The sequence below is a fragment of the Allobosea sp. BH3 genome (assembly GCF_025499465.1).
In the GTDB taxonomy this organism is placed as follows: Bacteria; Pseudomonadota; Alphaproteobacteria; order Rhizobiales; family Beijerinckiaceae; genus Allobosea.
Map to the genome: position 1 here is coordinate 475,711 of NZ_JAIMCA010000005.1, position 18,465 is coordinate 494,175.

Here is an 18,465-nt window from a genome sequence, read left to right on the forward strand (position 1 = left end):
CGTCGTCATCCTCAGTCGGACGCAGGCTCGGCAGCGCGGCAATTCATCATCCCTGCGGCACGACGGCAATCCATCGGCCTGCCGCATGGGGCTGACTATTTTTGACGCTGCGTCAGCTACTCGCCCGGATGAGGTTCAGAATGGCTGCTTGCGACCCTTTGCGGACATGCGAAGCGAATTGAGCAACTGCCCTGGGGCCCCGTCCTTGTCATGGCCAAACGGGTGCGCCATCCAAACCCGCTGTTTCCGGTAACCCGCATATCAGGTTCGCATTCTGCACTGCCTGACCTGCCGCTCCCTTGCCCAGATTGTCGACCACGCCCATCGCGATCACCAAGTTGCGCGCGGGGTCGGCCGCATAGCTGACGAAAGCGAGATTCGAGCCGGTAGCCCATTTGGTCTGCGGCGGCTTGTCGGTCACGCGGATGAACGAACGCCCGGCGTAGAAACGCCGGGCCGCTTCCAAGCACTGGCCGGTGGTGGCGCTGCCGCGACAATAGATGGTGGCGAGAATGCCGCGGGTCATTGGAACCAAGTGCGGCGTGAACACCAGCCCGGCTGCGCTGCCGCCGCTTAGCCGCTCGATCGTCCTTTCGATTTCGGGCATGTGGACATGCTGGAGCAGCCCGTAGGGTATCAGGTTCTCGTTGCTCTCGGCGTAACCGAACTTGCTGTCGCCGCCGCGACCGGCGCCGGAGATGCCCGTCTTGACGTCGATCACGATGTTACCCGGTTCGATCAGTTTTTCGGCCAACAATGGGGCCAGCGCGGTTATTGTCGCTGCGGGGAAGCACCCCGGGTTGGCAACGCGGGTCTGGCCCTCGATCCGGGCCGGCCACACGTCGGCCAGGCCGTACGCCCAGCCCTCGACGTAGCGGTGGTCGCCGCCGATATCGACGATCTTCACATCCCTTGAGACAAGCGCCAGGGCATCGGCCGATGCGCCCGTGGGCAGCGACGCGAACAGCACGTCGAGCTTTGGTAGGGTCACAGGGTCCCACTTCTCGATTACCAGCTCGGCCAGCTTGGCCGGCACGCCGGGGAACCGATCCACTAACCGACTGCCGGCGCTGCTCTCGCCCGCTGCGTAGACCAACTCGAAAGACGGATGACTCGCGATCAGGCGCATCGCTTCGCCGCCGCCAAAGCCACTGATCCCAACAATGCCGACGCGAATGCTCATGAAAGTGTCCTTCTGGTATTCGGGCAAAAGAAAACCCCCGAAGCCGAGGGCTGCGGAGGTTCAGGAGCGCGGACCGGAGCCACTCCGGTGAGTGAGGCCTACGGTAAGGCAGTCACCACGCGGAAGAACGCTGATCGACGCGCAGCCCGAAGAGCCGCCGCCTGGGTGCAGCTGCGTCGGCGTCGATCACAAATGTTCCGGTTCCTGGGCATGTCGTTCAACACTGTCGCTGCCCACATCAATCGTCAAGCGTGATGTCTGGTGACGTTCCGGACAGCACAACCCCGCGCCCACAAAAAAGCCCGCGGCTTGCGCCGCGGGCTGATCGTTTCGAGCTTCGAAGGGCTCAGGCCGCGACGGCGGCCGGCTCCTTCTTCTCCCACTCCTCGCCCCAGATCATCACGGCGTGGCCGGGCGAGACTTCGCGGTACTGGCGCACCGGCGGGTCGTAGTCGGCCGGGCGGACCGGGCTCTTGATCTCGTCGTTGGAGACCGGGCGCTTCTCGAGGCGCCGCGCCGGATCGGCGATCGGCACCGCCGCCAGCAGGCGCTTGGTGTAGGGGTGCTGCGGGTTCTGGAAGATCGCCTCGCGCGGGCCGATCTCGACGATCTCGCCGAGATACATCACCGCGACGCGATGGCTCACGCGCTCCACCACCGCCATGTCGTGCGAGATGAAGAGATAGCCGAGGCCCATGCGCGCCTGCAGGTCCAGCATCAGGTTCACCACCTGGGCCTTGACCGAGACGTCGAGCGCCGAGACCGCCTCGTCGGCGACGAGGAGACGCGGCTCGACCGCGAGCGCACGCGCGATGCAGATGCGCTGGCGCTGGCCGCCCGAGAACTCGTGCGGGAAGCGGTTGGACATGTCGGGCGAGAGGCCGACGCGCTTCAAGAGATCGGCGACCTTGTCGCGCGCCTCCGAGCGGTTGGCGAGGTTGTTGATGATCAGCGGCTCAGCGATGGCCGTGCCGACATTCATGCGCGGATTGAGCGATGCGAAGGGGTCCTGGAAGATCATCTGCATGCGCTTGCGCTGCTCGCGCAGGTCATGCTGGTTGAGCTTCAGCACGTCGACGCCGTCCAGCAGCACGGTGCCACGGAGCGGCTCGATGAGCCGCATGACCGAGCGGCCGGTGGTCGACTTGCCGCAGCCGGATTCGCCGACCAGCGCCAGCGTCTCGCCGGCCTTGAGCGAGAAGGAGACGTTCTCCACCGCATGGACCCGGCCCTTCACCGAGGAGAGCAGGCCGGAGCGGATGTCGAAGCGGGTGGTCAGGCCGATGACCTCGAGCACCGGGCGCTCGGCCGCCTGGACGGTGTCGGGCGTCTCGGTCGGCACGTCGGACTCGCCGGTGGCGCGGTCGACGACCGGGAAGCGCATCGGGCGTCCGCGGCCGATCATCGAGCCGAGCTTCGGCACGGCCGAAAGCAGCGACTTGGTGTAGGGCTTCTGCGGATTGGCGAAGATGTCCTCGGTCTTGCCGGTCTCGATCTCGTCGCCGGCGTACATCACGACCGTGCGGTCCGCGATTTCGGCGACCACGCCCATGTCGTGGGTGATGAAGAGGACGGACATGCCCTCCTCGTCCTGCAGCGTCTTGATGAGCTCGAGGATCTGCGCCTGGATCGTCACGTCGAGCGCGGTGGTCGGCTCGTCCGCGATCAGCAGCTTCGGCTTGCAGGCCAGGGCCATCGCGATCATCACGCGCTGGCGCATGCCGCCCGAGAAGCGGTGCGGATACTCATGGAAGCGGGATTTCGCCGCCGGGATGCGGACCTTCTCGAGCAGGCGGATCGTCTCGGCCTCGGCCTCGGAGCGCGACAGGCCGCGATGCAGGATCAGCGCCTCGGCGATCTGGAAACCGATGGTCAGCACCGGGTTCAGCGAGGTCATCGGCTCCTGGAAGATCATCGCGATCTCGTTGCCGCGGATGTGCCGCATCTCGGAGTCCGGCAGGGTCAGCAGTTCCTTGCCGTTGAGCTTGATCGAGCCTTCGATCTTGCTGGAGCCGGGAGGCGTCAGCCGCATGATCGAGAGCGCGGTCACGCTCTTGCCCGAGCCGGATTCGCCCACGACCGCGAGCGTCTCCTTCGGCTTGATGTCGAAGGAGATGTTGCGGACCACCGGCTTCCACAGCCCCTCGACCCTGAAGGAGGTCGTCAGGTTCGAGACGGTCAGGATGGGTGAGGGGGACGTCATAACTGCTCCTTCGCCGTAATCAGATGACGCGACGCGGGTCCAGCGCATCGCGCAGGCCGTCGCCGATGAAGTTGATCGAGAGAACCGTGAGGAAGATCGCGGCACCCGGGAACAGCGCCCAGTGCGGCGCGGTGTCGAGCTGGTCCTTCGCGTCGAACAGCAGCCGGCCCCAGGTCGGGATGTCCGGCGGGAAGCCGAGACCCAGGAAGGACAGCGTCGATTCGGCGATGATCGCCGTGGACACCTCGATGGTCGAGGCGACGATGACCGGCCCCAGCGCGTTCGGCAGGATATGCCGCACCATCTGGCGCATCTTCGTCGCGCCCTGGGCGCGGGCGGCTTCGACGAATTCCTTCTCGCGCAGCGAGAGGAACTGCGCCCGCACGAGGCGCGCCACCGGCATCCAGCGCAGGCCGCCGATGACGATGACGATCAGCACGAAGACACCGCCTTCGACGCCGAACAGCGCCTTCAGCTGCTCGCGGAACAGGTAGATGATCAGCAGCAGCAGGGGCAGCTGCGGCAGCGACAGGAACAGGTCCGTCACCCACATCAGCACGGGGTCGGCGACCTTGCGCGACATGCCCGCCAGCGCGCCGATCAGCACGCCGACGAAGGTCGCGACCACCATGGCCGCCAGCCCGACGGCGAGCGAGATGCGCCCGCCATACATCATCCGCGCCATGATATCCTGGCCGAGATCGTCCGTGCCCAGGGGGTGGGCGAGCGAGGGACCCTGCAGGGTCGCCGAGAAGTCGATGTCGTTGATCGCCACCGGCCAGAGCCAGGGACCGACGATCACGCTGACGATCAGCAGGGTCAGGATCACCAGGCTCGCCATGGCGAGGCGGTGACGGCGGAATCGGCGCCAGGTCTCGCGCGCCGGCGAGACCGAGACCGGGGCCGCGATGGCAGCCACGGCTGGATCAGCCGAAGGAGATGCGAGGGTCGAGCCAGCCATAAAGAAGATCCGCGATGAGGTTGAACAGGACGACCAGGCAGGAGAAGACGAAGGTGACTGCCATGATCACCGGTGTGTCGTTGGCGAGGATAGCGTCGATCAGCAGCGAGCCGATGCCGGGCACGCGGAAGATCTGCTCGGTGACGAGCGCGCCGCCGAATACGGTGGGCATCTGCAGCGCGACAAGGGTCACGACCGGGATCAGCGCGTTGCGCGTGATGTGGCGCAGCGTGACGGTCCTTTCGCCCAGGCCCTTGGCGCGCGCCGTCGTCACATAGTCGAGCCGGATGACGTCGAGAACGGCGGAGCGGACATAACGCGTGTAGGAGGCCGCCTGGAACAGGCCGAGCACGGTGATCGGCATGATCGCCTGGCGGAACATCTCCCAGTACCAGCGCCAGCCGGTCGCCGCGATGTCGGAGCGATAGACGAAGGGGAACCAGTCCAGCGAGACCGAGAAGATCAGGATGAAGAGCAGGCCGGTGAAGAAGGTCGGCAGCGAGAAGCCGACGAAGGCCAGCGTGTTGGCGATCTGGTCGAAGACCGAATAGGGCCGCGTCGCGGCATAGATGCCGACCGGCAGCGCGACGCACAGCGCCAGGATCTGCGACGAGCCGACGACGAAGAGCGTGGTCGGCAGGCGCTGCAGGATCAGGTCGTCGACATTGATGCGGCTGGCGAAGGAGAAGCCCCAGTCGCCCTGCACCATCAGCCCGAGCCAGCGCACATAGCGCACCATGATCGGGTCGTTGAGGCCGAAGCTGGCGCGCAGCGCCTCGCGGACCTCGGGCGGGACGTTAGGGTTCGTCGCCATTTCCGAGAACGGATCGCCCGGCGCCAGGGCCAGGATGGTGAACAGGATCACGCTGATGCCGAGCAGGCTTGGAATGGCGATAAGAAGCCGCCGTATCAGATAGGTCGCCATGAAATCATCTCTTGCGTGCGCGGCGGTGCCGCGGAGCGAACGCCAGTTGCAAACAACGGTCCCTTGCGGCCGTGCAGGCTGCAAGGGACACGCCGATGTGGTTGCCGCCCTTCACGGAAGACCTTTTCCGTGAAGGGCGGCTCGATGCCGGATTAGGTACGATACCAGGCCGCGATGTTCCAGGTATCGACGTCCCAGCCGCTGTGGTCGTGCATGACATTGTTCACCGAGGCGGCGACACGGGTGCGCGACAGGAGCGGCAGGATGATATTGGCCTCGCAGAAGATCTCGTTGACCTTGATCAGCAGCGCGGCGCGCTTGGCCGGGTCGAGCTCCTTCTGAGCGGCCTTGTAGGCCTCGTCGGCAGCCGGATCCGTGTAGCGGGAGACGTTGCGGCCCAGCCACTTGTTCTCCTTGTTGGCGACTTCCCAGGACGTGAACTGGTTGAGGAAGCGCTCCGGATCGGGCTGCGGCTGCGTGGTGGTGTACATCTCCATGTCGACATAGAGCTTGGTGTAGGTGTCGGGGTTCGCGACGTCCGACGAGAAGAACACCGAAGCCGTGACCGACTTGAGCTCGAGGTCGATGCCGGCCTTCTGGCAGGCCTGCTTGATGATCGCCTGCGTCTTCTGGCGCGGGGCGTTGATCGAGGTCTGGTAGACGTATTTGAGCTTCTTGCCGTCCTTCTCGCGGACGCCGTCGGCCCCGCGCTTGTAGCCGGCGTCGTCAAGGATCTTGTTGGCCTTGTCGATGTTGAACTCGTATTTGAGCTTGCTCGACTTGAACTGCTTCGGCTCGTTGACGAAGCTGGCTGTGGCGATGCCGCCGCGGCCATAGATGAACTTCTGGATCGAGTCGCGGTCGATCAGCAGGTTGATCGCCTCGCGGACCTTCGGATCCGACAAGGTCGGGTGCTTGGTCTTGATGCTCGAGCGCTCGCCGTCAACCTCGGTCCACGGATCGGTCGGGTTCAGGATGATGAACTCGATATCGCCCGAGGCAACGGCGCTGATCTTGCCGCGGCCGCCGGTTTCCATGCGCTTGAGGACCTCGTCCTCGACCTGCAGGTTCCAGGCATAGTCGTATTCGCCGGTCTGCAGCACGGCGCGCGCCGCCGAGACGGCGTCACCGCCGCCCTTGACTTCGAGCGTGTCGAAATGCGGCTGGTTCTTGATGTGGTAGTCTTCGTTGCGCGCGCCGGTGAGGATGTCGCCCGGCTTGAATTCCACGAACTTGTAGGGGCCGGTGCCGACCGGCTTCAGGTTCGCGGGAGCCTCGCGGGACTTCGCGCCGATATACTCGCCGAAATGGTGCTTCGGCAGGATCTGGCCGGCGACGCCGACGAAGGGGTCCGCCCAGAACGGCGTCGGAGCGGCGAAGGTGAGCTTGATCGTGTAGTCGTCGACCTTCTCGACCTTGATGTCCTTGTAGGAGCCGGTGGTGTAGGCGGCGGTCGCCGGGTCCTTGGCATATTCCCAGGTGAAGACGACGTCGTCGGCGGTGAACGGCTTGCCGTCATGCCACTTGACGCCCTGCTTCAGCTTCCAGGTCACCTGGGTGCCGTCGGCCGAAAGGCCGCCATTGGCCTTGGAGGGCACCTCGGCGGCGAGGCAAGGGATGAGGTTGCCTTCCTTGTCCCAGCCGGCGAGCGGCTCGAAGAAGATGCGCGAGGCGATCTGGTCCTTAGTGCCGGAGGCGAAATGCGGGTTGAGCAGGGTCGGCGCCTGCCAGAGCAGCACCTTCAGCGGGCCACCGCCGCCGGCCTTCGTCGGCTTGTAGGGCAGCGTCGCATTGGCCATCGCGACGTCGTTCCAGGCGAGGATCTGGCTCGCGATCGGCGCGGTGATGCCGACGGCCGCCATTCTCTGGATGAAGGAGCGTCGCGACAGCGAGCCTTCCTTCACATCCGCGACCATGCCGCGGATTTCTTTTTCGTTCATCGGTTGCCTCCACGTTCAAACAAAATTTATCCCCCGGCGCTCTCACGCCGTGTTCTCGTTGGTGTCTCAGCAAGGCATGTGCCAACGAAAGCGTCAACTGGGCAGCGCAGGACGAATTTGCGCCTGCCGCGGGGCAGCATGCCCAAAGCCCAGGCAAAACAGGCTATTTGGCCTGCTCTCTGGCCTCACTTTGCAACTTTATGCCGTTCAGTCCGTGAATACGACAGTTTTCTTTCCGTTGAGAAGGACGCGGTCTTCGAGGTGATGGCGCACCGCCCGCGCGAGCACGCGGCGCTCGATGTCGCGGCCCTTGCGGACAAGGTCCTCGGGCGTGTCGCGATGCGAAATCCGCTCGACGTCCTGCTCGACGATGGGGCCTTCGTCGAGATCGGAGGTGACGTAATGCGCGGTGGCGCCGATCAGCTTCACCCCGCGCTCATGGGCCTGATGATAGGGTTTGGCGCCCTTGAAGCCGGGCAGGAACGAGTGATGAATGTTTATGCAGCGACCGGCCAGCTTGGCCGAGAGCCCATCGGATAGCACCTGCATATAGCGGGCCAGCACGACGAGTTCGGTCTGCGTCTCCTGGATCAGCCGCCAGATTTCCGCTTCCTGCTCCATCTTGGTCTGGCGCGTCACCGGCAGGTGGTGGAAGGGCAGCGTGCCGAGATCGGTCGAGGCGATGTGCTCGCGTTTATGGTTGGAGACGATCGCGGTGATCTCCATCGGCAGTTCGCCGATGCGCCAGCGATAGAGCAGGTCGGCAAGGCAGTGGTCGAATTTGGAGACCAGCAGCATCACGCGCTTGGGACGCGAGGCTTCGCTGAGGCCAATCTCCATGTCGAAGCGCTTTCCGAGCGCGTGAAGCGATTCCGCGATCGCCTCGTGCGGTTGGCTGCCGTCGAGCCGGTTGAAGACGACGCGCATGAAGAAGCGGTCCGTCTCGGTGTCGTCGAATTGCTGGGCGTCGAGGATGTTGCAGCCGGCCTCGAACAGCAGGGTCGAGACGGCGGCGACGATGCCCGGGCGGTTCGGGCAGGAGAGGGTGAGGGTCGAGCTGCGGTCGAGAATGGTCATGGGAACACACCTGTATGCCACCTGTGGGGGCGGCCCTTTAGCGATCGTCTGAATGAGGCATGAGGAGAGGGAGGGCTGCGCGTCGCGCTGCCGTCAACCTCGTCCGGTGCTGCTTTGCGGCCTGGGAAGGCCGCTGAGGCTCGTTGCCGTCATGATCGCGAGATGCGTTCCGGTTATCCAGCCTCGCGGCTGCTGCACTGCAACAGCGCGTGCGCGCGGTTCTTTGTCAAGGCGGCAGGCTTTTGTCGCCTTGACTTGCCGGCATTGAAATAGAATGTTTGTTCCAAATGAAGCGGTGATAAAAAAATCCTGCCGTTTCGTCTTGGGAGGCGTGTCCATTGCCGGAAGCCGGATCCTTCAGCCGCAGCCTTGCTGGCAAGGCGGCTATCGTCACGGGCGCAAGCCAGGGACTGGGCGAGGCGATTGCGCGCGAATTCGCGGCCCGAGGCGTCGCATCGCTGCTGTTGACCGGGCGCAACGCCGGGCGCGGCGAGGCGGTGGCGGAAAGCCTGCGCGGCGAGGGCGTTGACGCCCGCTTCCACCAGGCCGACCTCTCCGATCTCGACGCCGTGCGGCAGATCGTCCCGGCGGTCGAAAAGGCCTTCGGTCGGCTCGATATCCTGGTCAACGCCGCTGGCGACACGGACCGCGGCAGCATCTTCGATACCTCGCCGGAGCTCTATGAGCGCATCATGGCGGTAAACCTGCGCGCGCCCTTCTTCCTGATCCAGGATGCCGCCGAACTGATGCGTCGGCAGTCCATCGCGGGCGCCGTCGTCAACATCCAGTCCATGTCGGCCCATGGCGGCCAGCCCTTCCTCTCCGCCTACAGCGTCTCGAAGGGCGCGCTCGCCGTGCTGACGAAGAATGTGGCCTATGGCCTGCTGAAGCATCGCATCCGCGTCAACGGCCTCAATATCGGCTGGATGGCGACGCCGGGTGAGGATGCCATCATGAAGCTCAGGCATAATGCGCAGGATGGCTGGCTGGATGAGGCCAACGCCTCCCAGCCCTTCGGCCGCTTGATCGATCCGCGAGAGGTCGCCAAGGCTGTCGCCTATCTCGCCTCCGACGAGTCCGGGCTGATGACCGGCGCCAACATCGATTTCGACCAGACCATCCTCGGTGCGCATGACTGATTTCATGCTACCCGTCCGGGCCGTCATTGCGAGCGCAGCGAAGCAATCCAGGGGGCGCAGAGCTCTACGTCCCCTCGGTTGCTTCATCGCCGACGCTCCTCGCAACGACGCTCCGTGCCGGCCATAATGACAGGACACACCAAATGAAGATCGGATTGCTGGGCGCCGGCCGTATCGGGCGCATCCACGGGCTGAACGTCGCTGCGCGCGGCGATGCCGAGCTCGTCGCCGTCGCGGATGCGATGTCGGACGCTGCAACCTCGCTGGCCGCCGCAGCCGGCGCGAAGGCTGCCAGCGCCGAGGCGATCCTCGCCGATCCCGCCATCGATGCCGTGCTGATCTGCACGCCGACCGACACCCATGCCGACTTGATCGAGGCTGCCGTCACCTCCGGCAAGGCCGTCTTCTGCGAGAAGCCGGTCGATCTCGACGCCGCCCGCATCCGCCGCTGCCTTGCTACGGTGGAGAAATCGGGCAAGCCGCTGATGATCGGCTTCAACCGCCGCTTCGATCCCAATTTCGCCGCGCTCGAGAAGCGGCTGCGAGCGGGCGAGGCCGGCGAGATCGAGATCGTCACGGTGATCTCGCGCGATCCCGGCCCGCCGCCGGTCGACTATGTGAAGCGCTCGGGCGGCCTCTTCCGCGACATGATGATCCATGATCTCGACATGGCGCGCTTCCTCCTCGCCGAGGAGCCGGTCGAGGTCTTCGCGCTCGGCTCCTCCCTCGTCGACAAGGCGATCGGCGAGGCCGGCGACGTCGATACCGCCGCCGTGCTGATGAAGACAGCCTCGGGCCGGATCGCCCAGATCTCGAATTCCCGCCGCGCGACCTATGGCTACGACCAGCGCATCGAGGTGCATGGCTCGAAGGGCATGCTGCGCGCCGGCAATATCCATGAGACCACCGTCGAAAGCGCCACCGCCCTCGGCTTCCGCGCCGACCCGGTGCAGAACTTCTTCCTGGAGCGCTACGCTGCCGCCTATCGCGCTGAGCTCGACGCCTTCATCGCCGCCTGCAACGGCAAGGCCGCGCCGTCGCCGACCGGGCTCGACGGGCTGAAGGCGCAGATTCTCGCCGACGCCGCGACGGAGTCCGCAAAGAGCGGCAAGCCCGTCCGCGTCGATCTGGGAGCCAAGTGATGGCCGGTGGTTCGATGACGCCCGCTGAACGCGATCTGCGCTACTACGCTGCCCTTGGGCTCGCCGCCGAGGCAAGCCATCTGGCGCTCGCCTATTTCAACAAGCGCGAGTCCCTCGGCACCACGATGAAGGGTGCTCAGGACTGGCTGACCGTTGCCGACGGCAAGGTCGAGGCCTTCCTGCGCGAGCGGCTCACCGCGCTCTTCCCGAACGACAGCGTCATCGGCGAGGAGGGCGGCGGCGAGGCCTCCGACGCCGTCTGGATTCTCGATCCGATCGACGGCACCGCGAATTTCGCCCATGGCGACCGCAACTGGTGCATCTCGATCGGCTTCCTCGCGGATCGGAGGCCCGAGATCGGCGTCGTGGCCGCTCCGGCGCTGGGTGAGGTCTATGCCGCGCGGCGCGGCGCCGGCGCGACCCTGAACGGCGATCCGATCAAGGTGTCCGGCGCCACCGACATCGCCCGCGCCTCGGTCGAGCTGGGCTGGTCGACCCGCGTGCCGGCTGCGAACTATCTCAAGGTCATCGAGCGCGGCTATGCGGCCGGCGCGGCCGTGAGGCGCGGCGGCTCCGGCACGCTCGGCCTTTGCCACGCCGCCTGCGGCTGGAGCGAGGGCTATGCCGAGCTCCATATCAACGCCTGGGACGTCGCGGCCGGCATCGTCATCGCCAGCGAGGCCGGTGCCTATATCAACGATTTCTTCGCGGGCGAAGGCATCAGCAAGGGCAATCCGATCCTGTGCTGTACGCCGGCCCTGGCGTCCGTGCTCAAGGAGATCACCGGAATCGGCTAGCCGGCTCGCCAGATTGTCGATTCCGCCGCCGCTTTGCTTCGTCAGAGCAGCGGCGGGATGAGAGGGTTGCGCCTGCGCAGGCATCGCAAAATGCCGTCGGAAAGGCCTAAAAATTGGATTCCTGCCGCATTATCAGCACTTTCAGACGCTATTCCTGTTGAGTTGGCTAATCAAAAATTGATAGATTCAACCGAAGATCGACACTGAGCCGGAGAAAGACCGCATCGAAATGGCGACGGGCGAGAGCGCAACCAACATCCTGATCCACCTGGCCGGCGGCGTCGCGCTGCTGATCTGGGCGGTCCGGCTGGTGCGCACCGGCGCGATGCGGGCCTTCGGCACGCAGCTCCGGCAGGCGCTGCAGAGCTTCACGCGCAACCGTTTCGCTGCCTTCGGCAGCGGCGTCGCCGTCACCATGGTCCTGCAGAGCTCCACAGCGACGACGCTGCTGGTGTCCTCCTTCGCCGGTCAGGCGCTGATCGGCTCGGCCATGGCGCTCGCCGTCCTGCTCGGTGCCAATCTCGGCACCGCGCTCGCGGCCTTCGTCATCTCGATGGATCTCGGCTGGCTCTGGGGGCTCTGCCTCGCGGTGGGCGTCGCGATGTACTTGTCGAGCGAGGCGATGGAGCGGCCCCGCAACATCGGCCGGGTGCTCGTCGGCATCGGCCTGATCCTGCTGTCGCTGATCGAACTCAATACCGCTGCCGCGCCGCTCGCCCAGTCGCAGACCTTCCGCACCGTTTTGGGCGCCATCGGCAGTGAGCCGCTGCTGGCCGTGCTCGTCGCCGTCGCCGCCACCTGGATGGTTCATTCCAGCATCGCGATCATCCTGCTGGTCGCGACCTTCGCCGCCTCGGGTCTCTTTCCGCCCGCCACGGCGCTGACGCTGGTCATCGGCGCCAATCTGGGCAATGCGCTGATCCCGGTGCTGGATCAGCTCGGCGCTCCCGCCGGCCAGCGCCGCGCCGCGGTCGGCAACCTCCTGACCCGGCTCGTTCTGGCGCTCGCCGTCCTCCCCTTCGTCGGCCCGCTGGCGCAGTGGCTGCAGGCCCTGCCCTGGGCGGATTCCCGCCTGGCCATCGAGTTCCATGTCGCGCTGAACCTCGTCGGCGCCGTCGTCTTCCTGCCCTTCGTCAAGCCGGTCGCAGCGCTGGTGGAGCGCTTCATGCCCGGCAAGGAAGAAAAGTCGGAAGCAGTGGCGCCGCGCTATCTCGACCCCAACGCCCTCGACAGCCCGACCGAAGCGCTGGCCGGCGCCATGCGCGAGGCGCTGCGGCTGGGTGACCGCGTCGAGGTCATGCTGCGCGATACCATGACGCTGCTGGAGAAGGACGAGCTCAAGCTCTCGCGCGCCATCGCCGCAGCCGATGACGGCGTGGACACCATCCACGAGTCGATCAAGCTCTATCTGGTCAAGGTTTCGCGAAACGAGCTGACCGAGGGCGAGAGCCGGCGCCTCTTCGAGATCATCACGCTCATCACCAATCTCGAGCATATCGGCGACATCATCGACAAGAACCTGCGTGAGCTCGCCGAGAAGAAGATCCGCAAGCGCTATTCCTTCTCGCCCGAGGGGCTGGCCGAGATCCGCGAGTTCCACCAGCGCGTGGCCTCCGCGCTTGCGCTTGCGCTCAACGTCTTCGCCACGCGCGACCTCGTGCTCGCCCGCCAGCTCTTCGCCGACAAGGCGTCGATGCGGGAGGCCGAGCGGCGTGCTGCCGACAGCCATTTCCAGCGCCTGCGCTCGGGCCGGCCGGAATCGATCGAGACCAGCGCCATCCATCTCGACATCATCCGGGACCTGAAGCGCATCCACGGCCACATCGTCTCGATCGCCTATCCGATCCTGGAAAGCGCCAACGAGCTGCGCGAAAGCCGCCTGCGCGACACCAAGGCCGCCGCCCGCAACGCCGAGACGCCGACGGTCCTGATTCCGGCTCCGCATTCGGGCGGGTGAGGTTCGCCGGATAATCTCGGCCGACATCCCCGAGCCCTCATCCTGAGGAGCAGCCACAGGCTGCGTCTCGAAGGATGCTCCAGATATCGCGGGAGCCTCCTGAAGCATCCTTCGAGACGCCCGCTCGCGGGCTCCTCAGGATGAGGGCTGGTGGGAGACGATCCTCACCGCGGCGCCGCCATGATAACCGCGGCCCCGGCGAGGCAGATCAGCCCGCCGGTGATGTCCCAACGGTCTGGCCGCAAGCCTTCCACCGCCCAGAGCCAGCCGAGCGAGGCGGCGATATAGACCCCGCCATAGGCGGCAAAGGCGCGCCCGGCCGCCGCGCTCTCGACCAGCGTCAGCAACCAGGCGAACAGCGCCAGCGACACCAGCCCTGGCAGCAGCCACCAGATCGGCTTGCCGAGCCTCAGCCATCCCCAGAAGGCGAAGCATCCCGCGATCTCAAAGAGCGCGGCACCGATATAGGCGGCGATGGTCGGCATGGTTGGTCCGGTCGGAGCAGGGTGGAGGGTTTCGCGAAGCAGGCTGAAAGTCTAACCGTCATTGCGAGCGGAGCGAAGCAATCCAGGGGCGGCCGTGCTCTACGTCTCCTGGATTGCTTCGCTCCGCTCGCGTTGACGAGGACGGATACGGGACAAAGGCCGAATGCCAGCACGCGACATCGCCATCATCGGCGCAGGCCCAGCCGGGCTCGCCGCCGCCGAGCGGCTGGCGGAAGCCGGTCACCGCGTCACGATCCATGAGCGCATGGCCTCGCCGGCGCGCAAGTTCCTGCTGGCCGGGCGCGGCGGCCTGAACCTCACCCATTCCGAGCCGTTCGAAGCCTTTCTCGCCCGCTATCGCGAGGCGCAGCCCTGGCTGGAGCCGGCCCTGCGCGCCTTCCCGCCGCAGGCGCTGCGCGATTGGGCCGACGGGCTCGGCGCCGAAACCTTTGTCGGCTCCAGCGGCCGCGTCTTTCCGCGCGCAATGAAGGCCTCGCCCCTGCTGCGCGCCTGGCTCGGCCGGCTTGATGGCCTCGGCGTCCGGCTGGTCTCGAACAGCCTCTGGACCGGCTGGGACGAGAATGGCGCGCTGACCTTCCGGGCCGCCGATGGCGCGGTCGACGCCCACCGCCCGGACGCGACCTTGCTGGCGCTCGGCGGAGCGAGCTGGCCGCGCCTCGGCTCGGATGGCGGCTGGGCGCCGCTGCTGGCGGAGCGCGGCGTCGCCATCTCGCCGCTGCGCCCCGCCAATGCCGGCTTCACGGTGGCATGGTCTGCCCTGATGCGGGAGCGCTTCGCGGGCCAGCCGCTGAAGCGCATCGCCATCCGCTTCGCCGGAGAGGAGGCCGCGGGCGAGGCGATGATCGATGCGGAGGGAATCGAGGGCGGCGCGATCTACGCGCTCTCGGCCCCGATCCGCGAAGCGATCCGGCGCGATGGCTCCGCGATGATCAGCGTCGATTTAAGGCCCGGCGTGACGGCAGACGACCTTGCCGCCCGCCTCGCGAAGCGCCGCAAGGGCGAAACGCTCTCCAATCATCTGCGCAAGGCCGCCGGCCTCGCCCCCGTAGCCATCGCATTGCTGCGCGAGGCCGCGGGGCAGGCCCTCCCGGCGGAGCCGGAGGCGCTCGCCGTGCTGATCAAGGACGCCCCGCTGCGGCTTGGCGCGCCGATGCCACTCGCCGGCGCCATCTCGACGGCCGGTGGCATTCCCCGCGATGAGATCGATGCCGGCTTCATGCTGAAGCGCCTGCCTGGAACCTTCGTCGCCGGCGAAATGCTGGACTGGGAAGGCCCGACCGGCGGGTACCTCCTGCAGGCGAGCTTCGCGACCGGCGTGGCGGCGGCGGAGGGGATGAAGGAGTGGTTGGGGCGGGGCGCGGCCGAGTAGGGCGCGGGAAACTCCTCCTCGTTTGAGCGATCTTGGTCGTGGCTCCCTCGCAGAGCCTCTAAGGAATGCGCCTTCCGAGTGATCCAGATCCCGCCTTCGCGCGTTCACTCCGCATCGGCGACGCGGAGCCCGTCATGACCAAAACTCTTGAACCTGGAACCGATGTCACCTGGCGCTGGGGCGCGTATGTCGCGCGCGGAAGGGTCGAACAGGTTTTCACCGAGCCCGTGACCCGCACCATCAAGGGCACGGAAGTCCGCCGCAACGCCTCGTCCGACAATCCCGCCTATCTGGTGACGCAGGCAAGGGGCGGCTACGCACTGAAGTCACATAGCGAGGTCGAGGCGGAGGGGTAGTGGGCGGCGGCCTCGGTCGCCCGCTCCCCGACGGCCTTCGGTCGGGGAGCCCGAGGCCTTCCGCATGCGGCCGAGAGCGATGACGGCCTCCTGTCAACTCCTGTCACCAATCGCATCCGCGATGCGCGCCACCCCCTCGCATCGCACCGCGTTCCGCCCCATATTGCAGCCATGCCCAAAAGCCCCGATACCGCCGCGACGAAGCCCAAGGCTGCCAAATCTTCGGCTGCCAAGAAGCCGTCCTCGGCCCGCACGCCGAACTCCAAGGCCTCGAAGCCCGAGCTGAAGCCGCTCGAAGGCTATCTGGCGGACCTGCTGAATCCCGCGATCAACCGCGGCACGGCGGTGCCCGGCGGCGCGTCGGGCTTCAAGGACACGCCGCAGGCCGGCTACGAAGCGAAGCCGAGCTATGCGCTGGAACGGCCCGGCGGCGAGGAGCGGCCGAAGCGCAAGCTCTCCAAGAAGGCGGACGCCGCCTTCATCGGCGCCGAGGGCGCCGCGGCCGCGACGGCGACCTCGCTGCAGCATCTGCTTGAGACCGGCAGCCCCTTCATCGATCCCGGCAAGGCCTGGACGCCGCACCGCCCGCCGCGCCCGGAGAAGTCGGAAGGTGGCATCGCCTTCACGATGAAGTCGGACTTCTCGCCCTCGGGCGACCAGCCGACCGCCATCGCCGATCTCGTCGACGGCATCCGCCGGCAGGAGCGCGACCAGGTGCTGCTCGGCGTCACCGGCTCGGGCAAGACCTTCACCATGGCGAAGGTGATCGAGGAGACGCAGCGCCCGGCGCTGATCCTCGCCCCCAACAAGACGCTGGCGGCGCAGCTCTATGGCGAGTTCAAGAGCTTCTTCCCCGACAACGCGGTCGAGTACTTCGTCTCCTACTACGACTACTACCAGCCGGAGGCCTACGTCCCGCGCTCGGACACCTATATCGAGAAGGAATCTTCGATCAACGAGCAGATCGACCGCATGCGCCACTCGGCGACGCGCTCCCTGCTCGAACGCGACGACGTCATCATCGTCGCCTCGGTGTCCTGCATCTACGGTATCGGCTCGGTCGAGACCTATACGGCGATGACCTTCTCGGTGAAGCTCGGCGAGCGCATCGAGCAGCGCCAGCTCATCGCCGATCTCGTCGCGCTCCAGTACAAGCGCACCCAGCATGATTTCGCCCGCGGCACCTTCCGCGTCCGTGGCGACGTGATCGAGCTCTATCCGGCGCACTATGAGGACCGCGCCTGGCGCATCGGCCTGTTCGGCGACGAGGTCGAGAATATCAGCGAGTTCGACCCGCTGACCGGCCAGAAGACCGGCGAGCTGGAGTTCATCAAGGTCTACGGCAATTCGCACTACACCACGCCGCGCCCGACGCTGACCCAGGCGGTGAAGTCGATCAAGCAGGAGCTCAAGGGCCGTCTCGACGAGCTCAACCGCATGGGCCGCTTCCTGGAGGCGCAGCGGCTGGACCAGCGCTGCACCTTCGACATCGAGATGATCGAGGCCACCGGCTCCTGTAATGGGATTGAGAACTATTCGCGTTATCTCACTGGCCGCAAGCCGGGCGAGCCGCCGCCGACGCTCTTCGAATACCTGCCCGACAACGCGCTGGTCTTCACCGACGAGAGCCACGTCACCGTGCCGCAGATCGGCGGCATGTACCGGGGCGACTTCCGCCGCAAGGCGACTTTGGCCGAGTACGGCTTCCGCCTGCCCTCCTGCATGGACAACCGGCCGCTGCGCTTCGAGGAATGGGACGCGATGCGGCCCCAGTCCGTGCATGTCTCGGCCACGCCCGGCGGCTGGGAGATGGACCAGACCGGCGGCATCTTCACCGAGCAGGTCATCCGCCCCACCGGGCTGATCGACCCGCCGGTCGAGATCAGGCCGGCCAAGCACCAGGTCGCGGACCTGCTCGACGAGGTCAAGGAGGTCACCGAGAAGGGCTATCGCACCCTCGTCACCGTGCTGACCAAGCGCATGGCCGAGGATTTGACGGAGTATCTGCACGAGAACGGCGTGCGCGTGCGCTACATGCACTCCGACATCGACACCATCGAGCGCATCGAGATCCTGCGGGACCTGCGGCTCGGCGCCTTCGACGTGCTGGTCGGCATCAACCTGCTGCGCGAGGGCCTCGACATCCCCGAATGCGGCTTCGTCGCCATTCTCGACGCCGACAAGGAGGGCTTCCTGCGCTCCGAGACCTCGCTGATCCAGACCATCGGCCGCGCCGCGCGTAACGTCGACGGCAAGGTCATCCTCTATGCCGACCACGTCACCGGCTCGATGGAGCGGGCGATGGCCGAGACCAGCCGCCGTCGCGAGAAGCAGGAGGCCTACAACCTCGAACACGGCATCACGCCGCAGACGGTGAAGAAGAACATCGGCGACATCCTCGGCTCGGTCTATGAGCGGGACCATGTCACGGTCGACAAGGGGCTGGTGGCGCCGGCCTCCGGCCACAACCTCAAGGCCGCGATCGCCGATCTCGAAAAGCGCATGCGCGAGGCCGCCGCCGATCTCGAATTCGAGACCGCCGCCCGCCTGCGCGACGAGATCAAGCGCCTCCAGGCGACGGAACTGGCGATCAGCGACGACCCGCTGGCGCGCCAGGGCGATGTCGAGGCCTCTGCCGGCAAGTTCCGCGGCGAGCGCCAGTTCGGCAAGGCCGCGAATCTCCCGCCGACCCGCGCCCGCAAGCCCACCGACGAGGACATGGGCCCGCACAACTGGGGCGGCGGCGAAGCCAAGCCGAAATCCGGCCCGGCCCCGAAGCGCGGCGAAAAGCCGAACCCGCTGCTGACGGGCATGTCACGCGTGCGGAAACCGACGCTGGACGAGATGGGGCCGGTGCCGGAGCAGCGGCCGAAGGGGGCGGCGGAGAGGAAGGGGCGGAGGTAAATTGAT

General features: G+C 66.4%; 14 protein-coding genes. 7 read left to right on the forward strand and 7 right to left on the reverse strand.

Features of this window, described 5'->3' with window-relative positions; translation table 11 throughout:
- Positions 1–208: 208 nt before the first annotated feature.
- The 6 genes from argC to purU all read right to left on the reverse strand — a co-directional run bounded on the left by argC (position 209) and on the right by purU (position 8,289).
- Positions 209–1,183, reverse strand: a complete 975-nt coding sequence (argC, locus tag BoBH3_RS18900; protein ID WP_262332384.1) for an N-acetyl-gamma-glutamyl-phosphate reductase — start codon at positions 1,181–1,183, stop codon at positions 209–211.
- A gap of 346 nt (positions 1,184–1,529) precedes the next feature.
- Complete coding sequence (locus tag BoBH3_RS18905; RefSeq protein ID WP_262332385.1) at positions 1,530–3,386, reverse strand: ABC transporter ATP-binding protein; 1,857 nt, start codon at positions 3,384–3,386, stop codon at positions 1,530–1,532.
- 19 nt (positions 3,387–3,405) lie between these two features.
- Positions 3,406–4,347: an ABC transporter permease gene (locus BoBH3_RS18910; RefSeq protein ID WP_262332386.1), complete on the reverse strand. Its 942-nt coding sequence runs from the start codon at positions 4,345–4,347 to the stop codon at positions 3,406–3,408.
- Positions 4,313–5,272 carry an ABC transporter permease gene (locus BoBH3_RS18915; RefSeq protein ID WP_262332387.1) on the reverse strand — a complete coding sequence of 320 codons (960 nt, stop codon included), beginning with the start codon at positions 5,270–5,272 and terminating at the stop codon, positions 4,313–4,315. Before BoBH3_RS18915 ends, BoBH3_RS18910 begins: the two co-directional genes overlap by 35 nt.
- Positions 5,273–5,424: 152 nt before the next feature.
- Positions 5,425–7,212, reverse strand: coding sequence for a peptide ABC transporter substrate-binding protein (locus BoBH3_RS18920; protein ID WP_262332388.1), 1,788 nt, complete (start codon positions 7,210–7,212; stop codon positions 5,425–5,427).
- Between the two features lie 207 nt (positions 7,213–7,419).
- Positions 7,420–8,289, reverse strand: coding sequence for a formyltetrahydrofolate deformylase (gene purU / locus BoBH3_RS18925; RefSeq protein WP_262332389.1), 870 nt, complete (start codon positions 8,287–8,289; stop codon positions 7,420–7,422).
- A gap of 338 nt (positions 8,290–8,627) precedes the next feature.
- On the opposite strand from purU, the gene BoBH3_RS18930 reads away from it, so the two are divergent.
- The 4 genes from BoBH3_RS18930 to BoBH3_RS18945 all read left to right on the forward strand — a co-directional run bounded on the left by BoBH3_RS18930 (position 8,628) and on the right by BoBH3_RS18945 (position 13,324).
- Positions 8,628–9,428, forward strand: a complete 801-nt coding sequence (locus tag BoBH3_RS18930) for an SDR family oxidoreductase (protein WP_262332390.1) — start codon at positions 8,628–8,630, stop codon at positions 9,426–9,428.
- Between the two features lie 143 nt (positions 9,429–9,571).
- Entirely contained in the window at positions 9,572–10,570 is a 999-nt protein-coding gene (gene iolG / locus BoBH3_RS18935) for an inositol 2-dehydrogenase (RefSeq protein WP_262332391.1), read from the forward strand.
- Positions 10,570–11,367: an inositol monophosphatase family protein gene (locus BoBH3_RS18940; RefSeq protein ID WP_262332392.1), complete on the forward strand. Its 798-nt coding sequence runs from the start codon at positions 10,570–10,572 to the stop codon at positions 11,365–11,367. The genes iolG and BoBH3_RS18940 overlap by 1 nt, the downstream gene beginning before the upstream one ends.
- Before the next feature lie 229 nt (positions 11,368–11,596).
- Positions 11,597–13,324, forward strand: a complete 1,728-nt coding sequence (locus BoBH3_RS18945; protein WP_262332393.1) for a Na/Pi cotransporter family protein — start codon at positions 11,597–11,599, stop codon at positions 13,322–13,324.
- Positions 13,325–13,488: 164 nt separating this feature from the next.
- Here BoBH3_RS18945 and BoBH3_RS18950 read toward each other — a convergent pair whose 3' ends face one another.
- A complete protein-coding gene (locus BoBH3_RS18950) occupies positions 13,489–13,809 on the reverse strand; it encodes a YnfA family protein (RefSeq protein WP_262332394.1) in 321 nt (106 codons plus the stop codon).
- A gap of 163 nt (positions 13,810–13,972) precedes the next feature.
- On the opposite strand from BoBH3_RS18950, the gene BoBH3_RS18955 reads away from it, so the two are divergent.
- The 3 genes from BoBH3_RS18955 to uvrB all read left to right on the forward strand — a co-directional run bounded on the left by BoBH3_RS18955 (position 13,973) and on the right by uvrB (position 18,459).
- Positions 13,973–15,199: a TIGR03862 family flavoprotein gene (locus BoBH3_RS18955; RefSeq protein ID WP_262332395.1), complete on the forward strand. Its 1,227-nt coding sequence runs from the start codon at positions 13,973–13,975 to the stop codon at positions 15,197–15,199.
- A gap of 134 nt (positions 15,200–15,333) precedes the next feature.
- The gene (locus tag BoBH3_RS18960) at positions 15,334–15,555 is read left to right on the forward strand and encodes a hypervirulence associated TUDOR domain-containing protein (protein WP_262332396.1); all 222 of its coding nucleotides are present in this window, start codon (positions 15,334–15,336) and stop codon (positions 15,553–15,555) included.
- A gap of 171 nt (positions 15,556–15,726) precedes the next feature.
- A complete protein-coding gene (gene uvrB / locus BoBH3_RS18965) occupies positions 15,727–18,459 on the forward strand; it encodes an excinuclease ABC subunit UvrB (RefSeq protein ID WP_316045117.1) in 2,733 nt (910 codons plus the stop codon).
- Positions 18,460–18,465: the final 6 nt, after the last annotated feature.

What these genes read in the sequence shown, in the direction of transcription:
- BoBH3_RS18910 (WP_262332386.1), bottom strand. Translation starts at nt 4,347, where the DNA reads ATGGCTGGCTCGACCCTCGCATCTCCTTCGGCTGATCCAGCCGTGGCT.
- BoBH3_RS18920 (WP_262332388.1), bottom strand. Translation starts at nt 7,212, where the DNA reads ATGAACGAAAAAGAAATCCGCGGCATGGTCGCGGATGTGAAGGAAGGC.
- BoBH3_RS18905 (WP_262332385.1), bottom strand. Translation starts at nt 3,386, where the DNA reads ATGACGTCCCCCTCACCCATCCTGACCGTCTCGAACCTGACGACCTCC.
- purU (WP_262332389.1), bottom strand. Translation starts at nt 8,289, where the DNA reads ATGACCATTCTCGACCGCAGCTCGACCCTCACCCTCTCCTGCCCGAAC.
- BoBH3_RS18950 (WP_262332394.1), bottom strand. Translation starts at nt 13,809, where the DNA reads ATGCCGACCATCGCCGCCTATATCGGTGCCGCGCTCTTTGAGATCGCG.
- BoBH3_RS18955 (WP_262332395.1), top strand. Translation starts at nt 13,973, where the DNA reads ATGCCAGCACGCGACATCGCCATCATCGGCGCAGGCCCAGCCGGGCTC.
- BoBH3_RS18915 (WP_262332387.1), bottom strand. Translation starts at nt 5,272, where the DNA reads ATGGCGACCTATCTGATACGGCGGCTTCTTATCGCCATTCCAAGCCTG.
- BoBH3_RS18945 (WP_262332393.1), top strand. Translation starts at nt 11,597, where the DNA reads ATGGCGACGGGCGAGAGCGCAACCAACATCCTGATCCACCTGGCCGGC.
- iolG (WP_262332391.1), top strand. Translation starts at nt 9,572, where the DNA reads ATGAAGATCGGATTGCTGGGCGCCGGCCGTATCGGGCGCATCCACGGG.
- BoBH3_RS18960 (WP_262332396.1), top strand. Translation starts at nt 15,334, where the DNA reads ATGACCAAAACTCTTGAACCTGGAACCGATGTCACCTGGCGCTGGGGC.
- argC (WP_262332384.1), bottom strand. Translation starts at nt 1,183, where the DNA reads ATGAGCATTCGCGTCGGCATTGTTGGGATCAGTGGCTTTGGCGGCGGC.
- uvrB (WP_316045117.1), top strand. Translation starts at nt 15,727, where the DNA reads ATGCCCAAAAGCCCCGATACCGCCGCGACGAAGCCCAAGGCTGCCAAA.
- BoBH3_RS18940 (WP_262332392.1), top strand. Translation starts at nt 10,570, where the DNA reads ATGGCCGGTGGTTCGATGACGCCCGCTGAACGCGATCTGCGCTACTAC.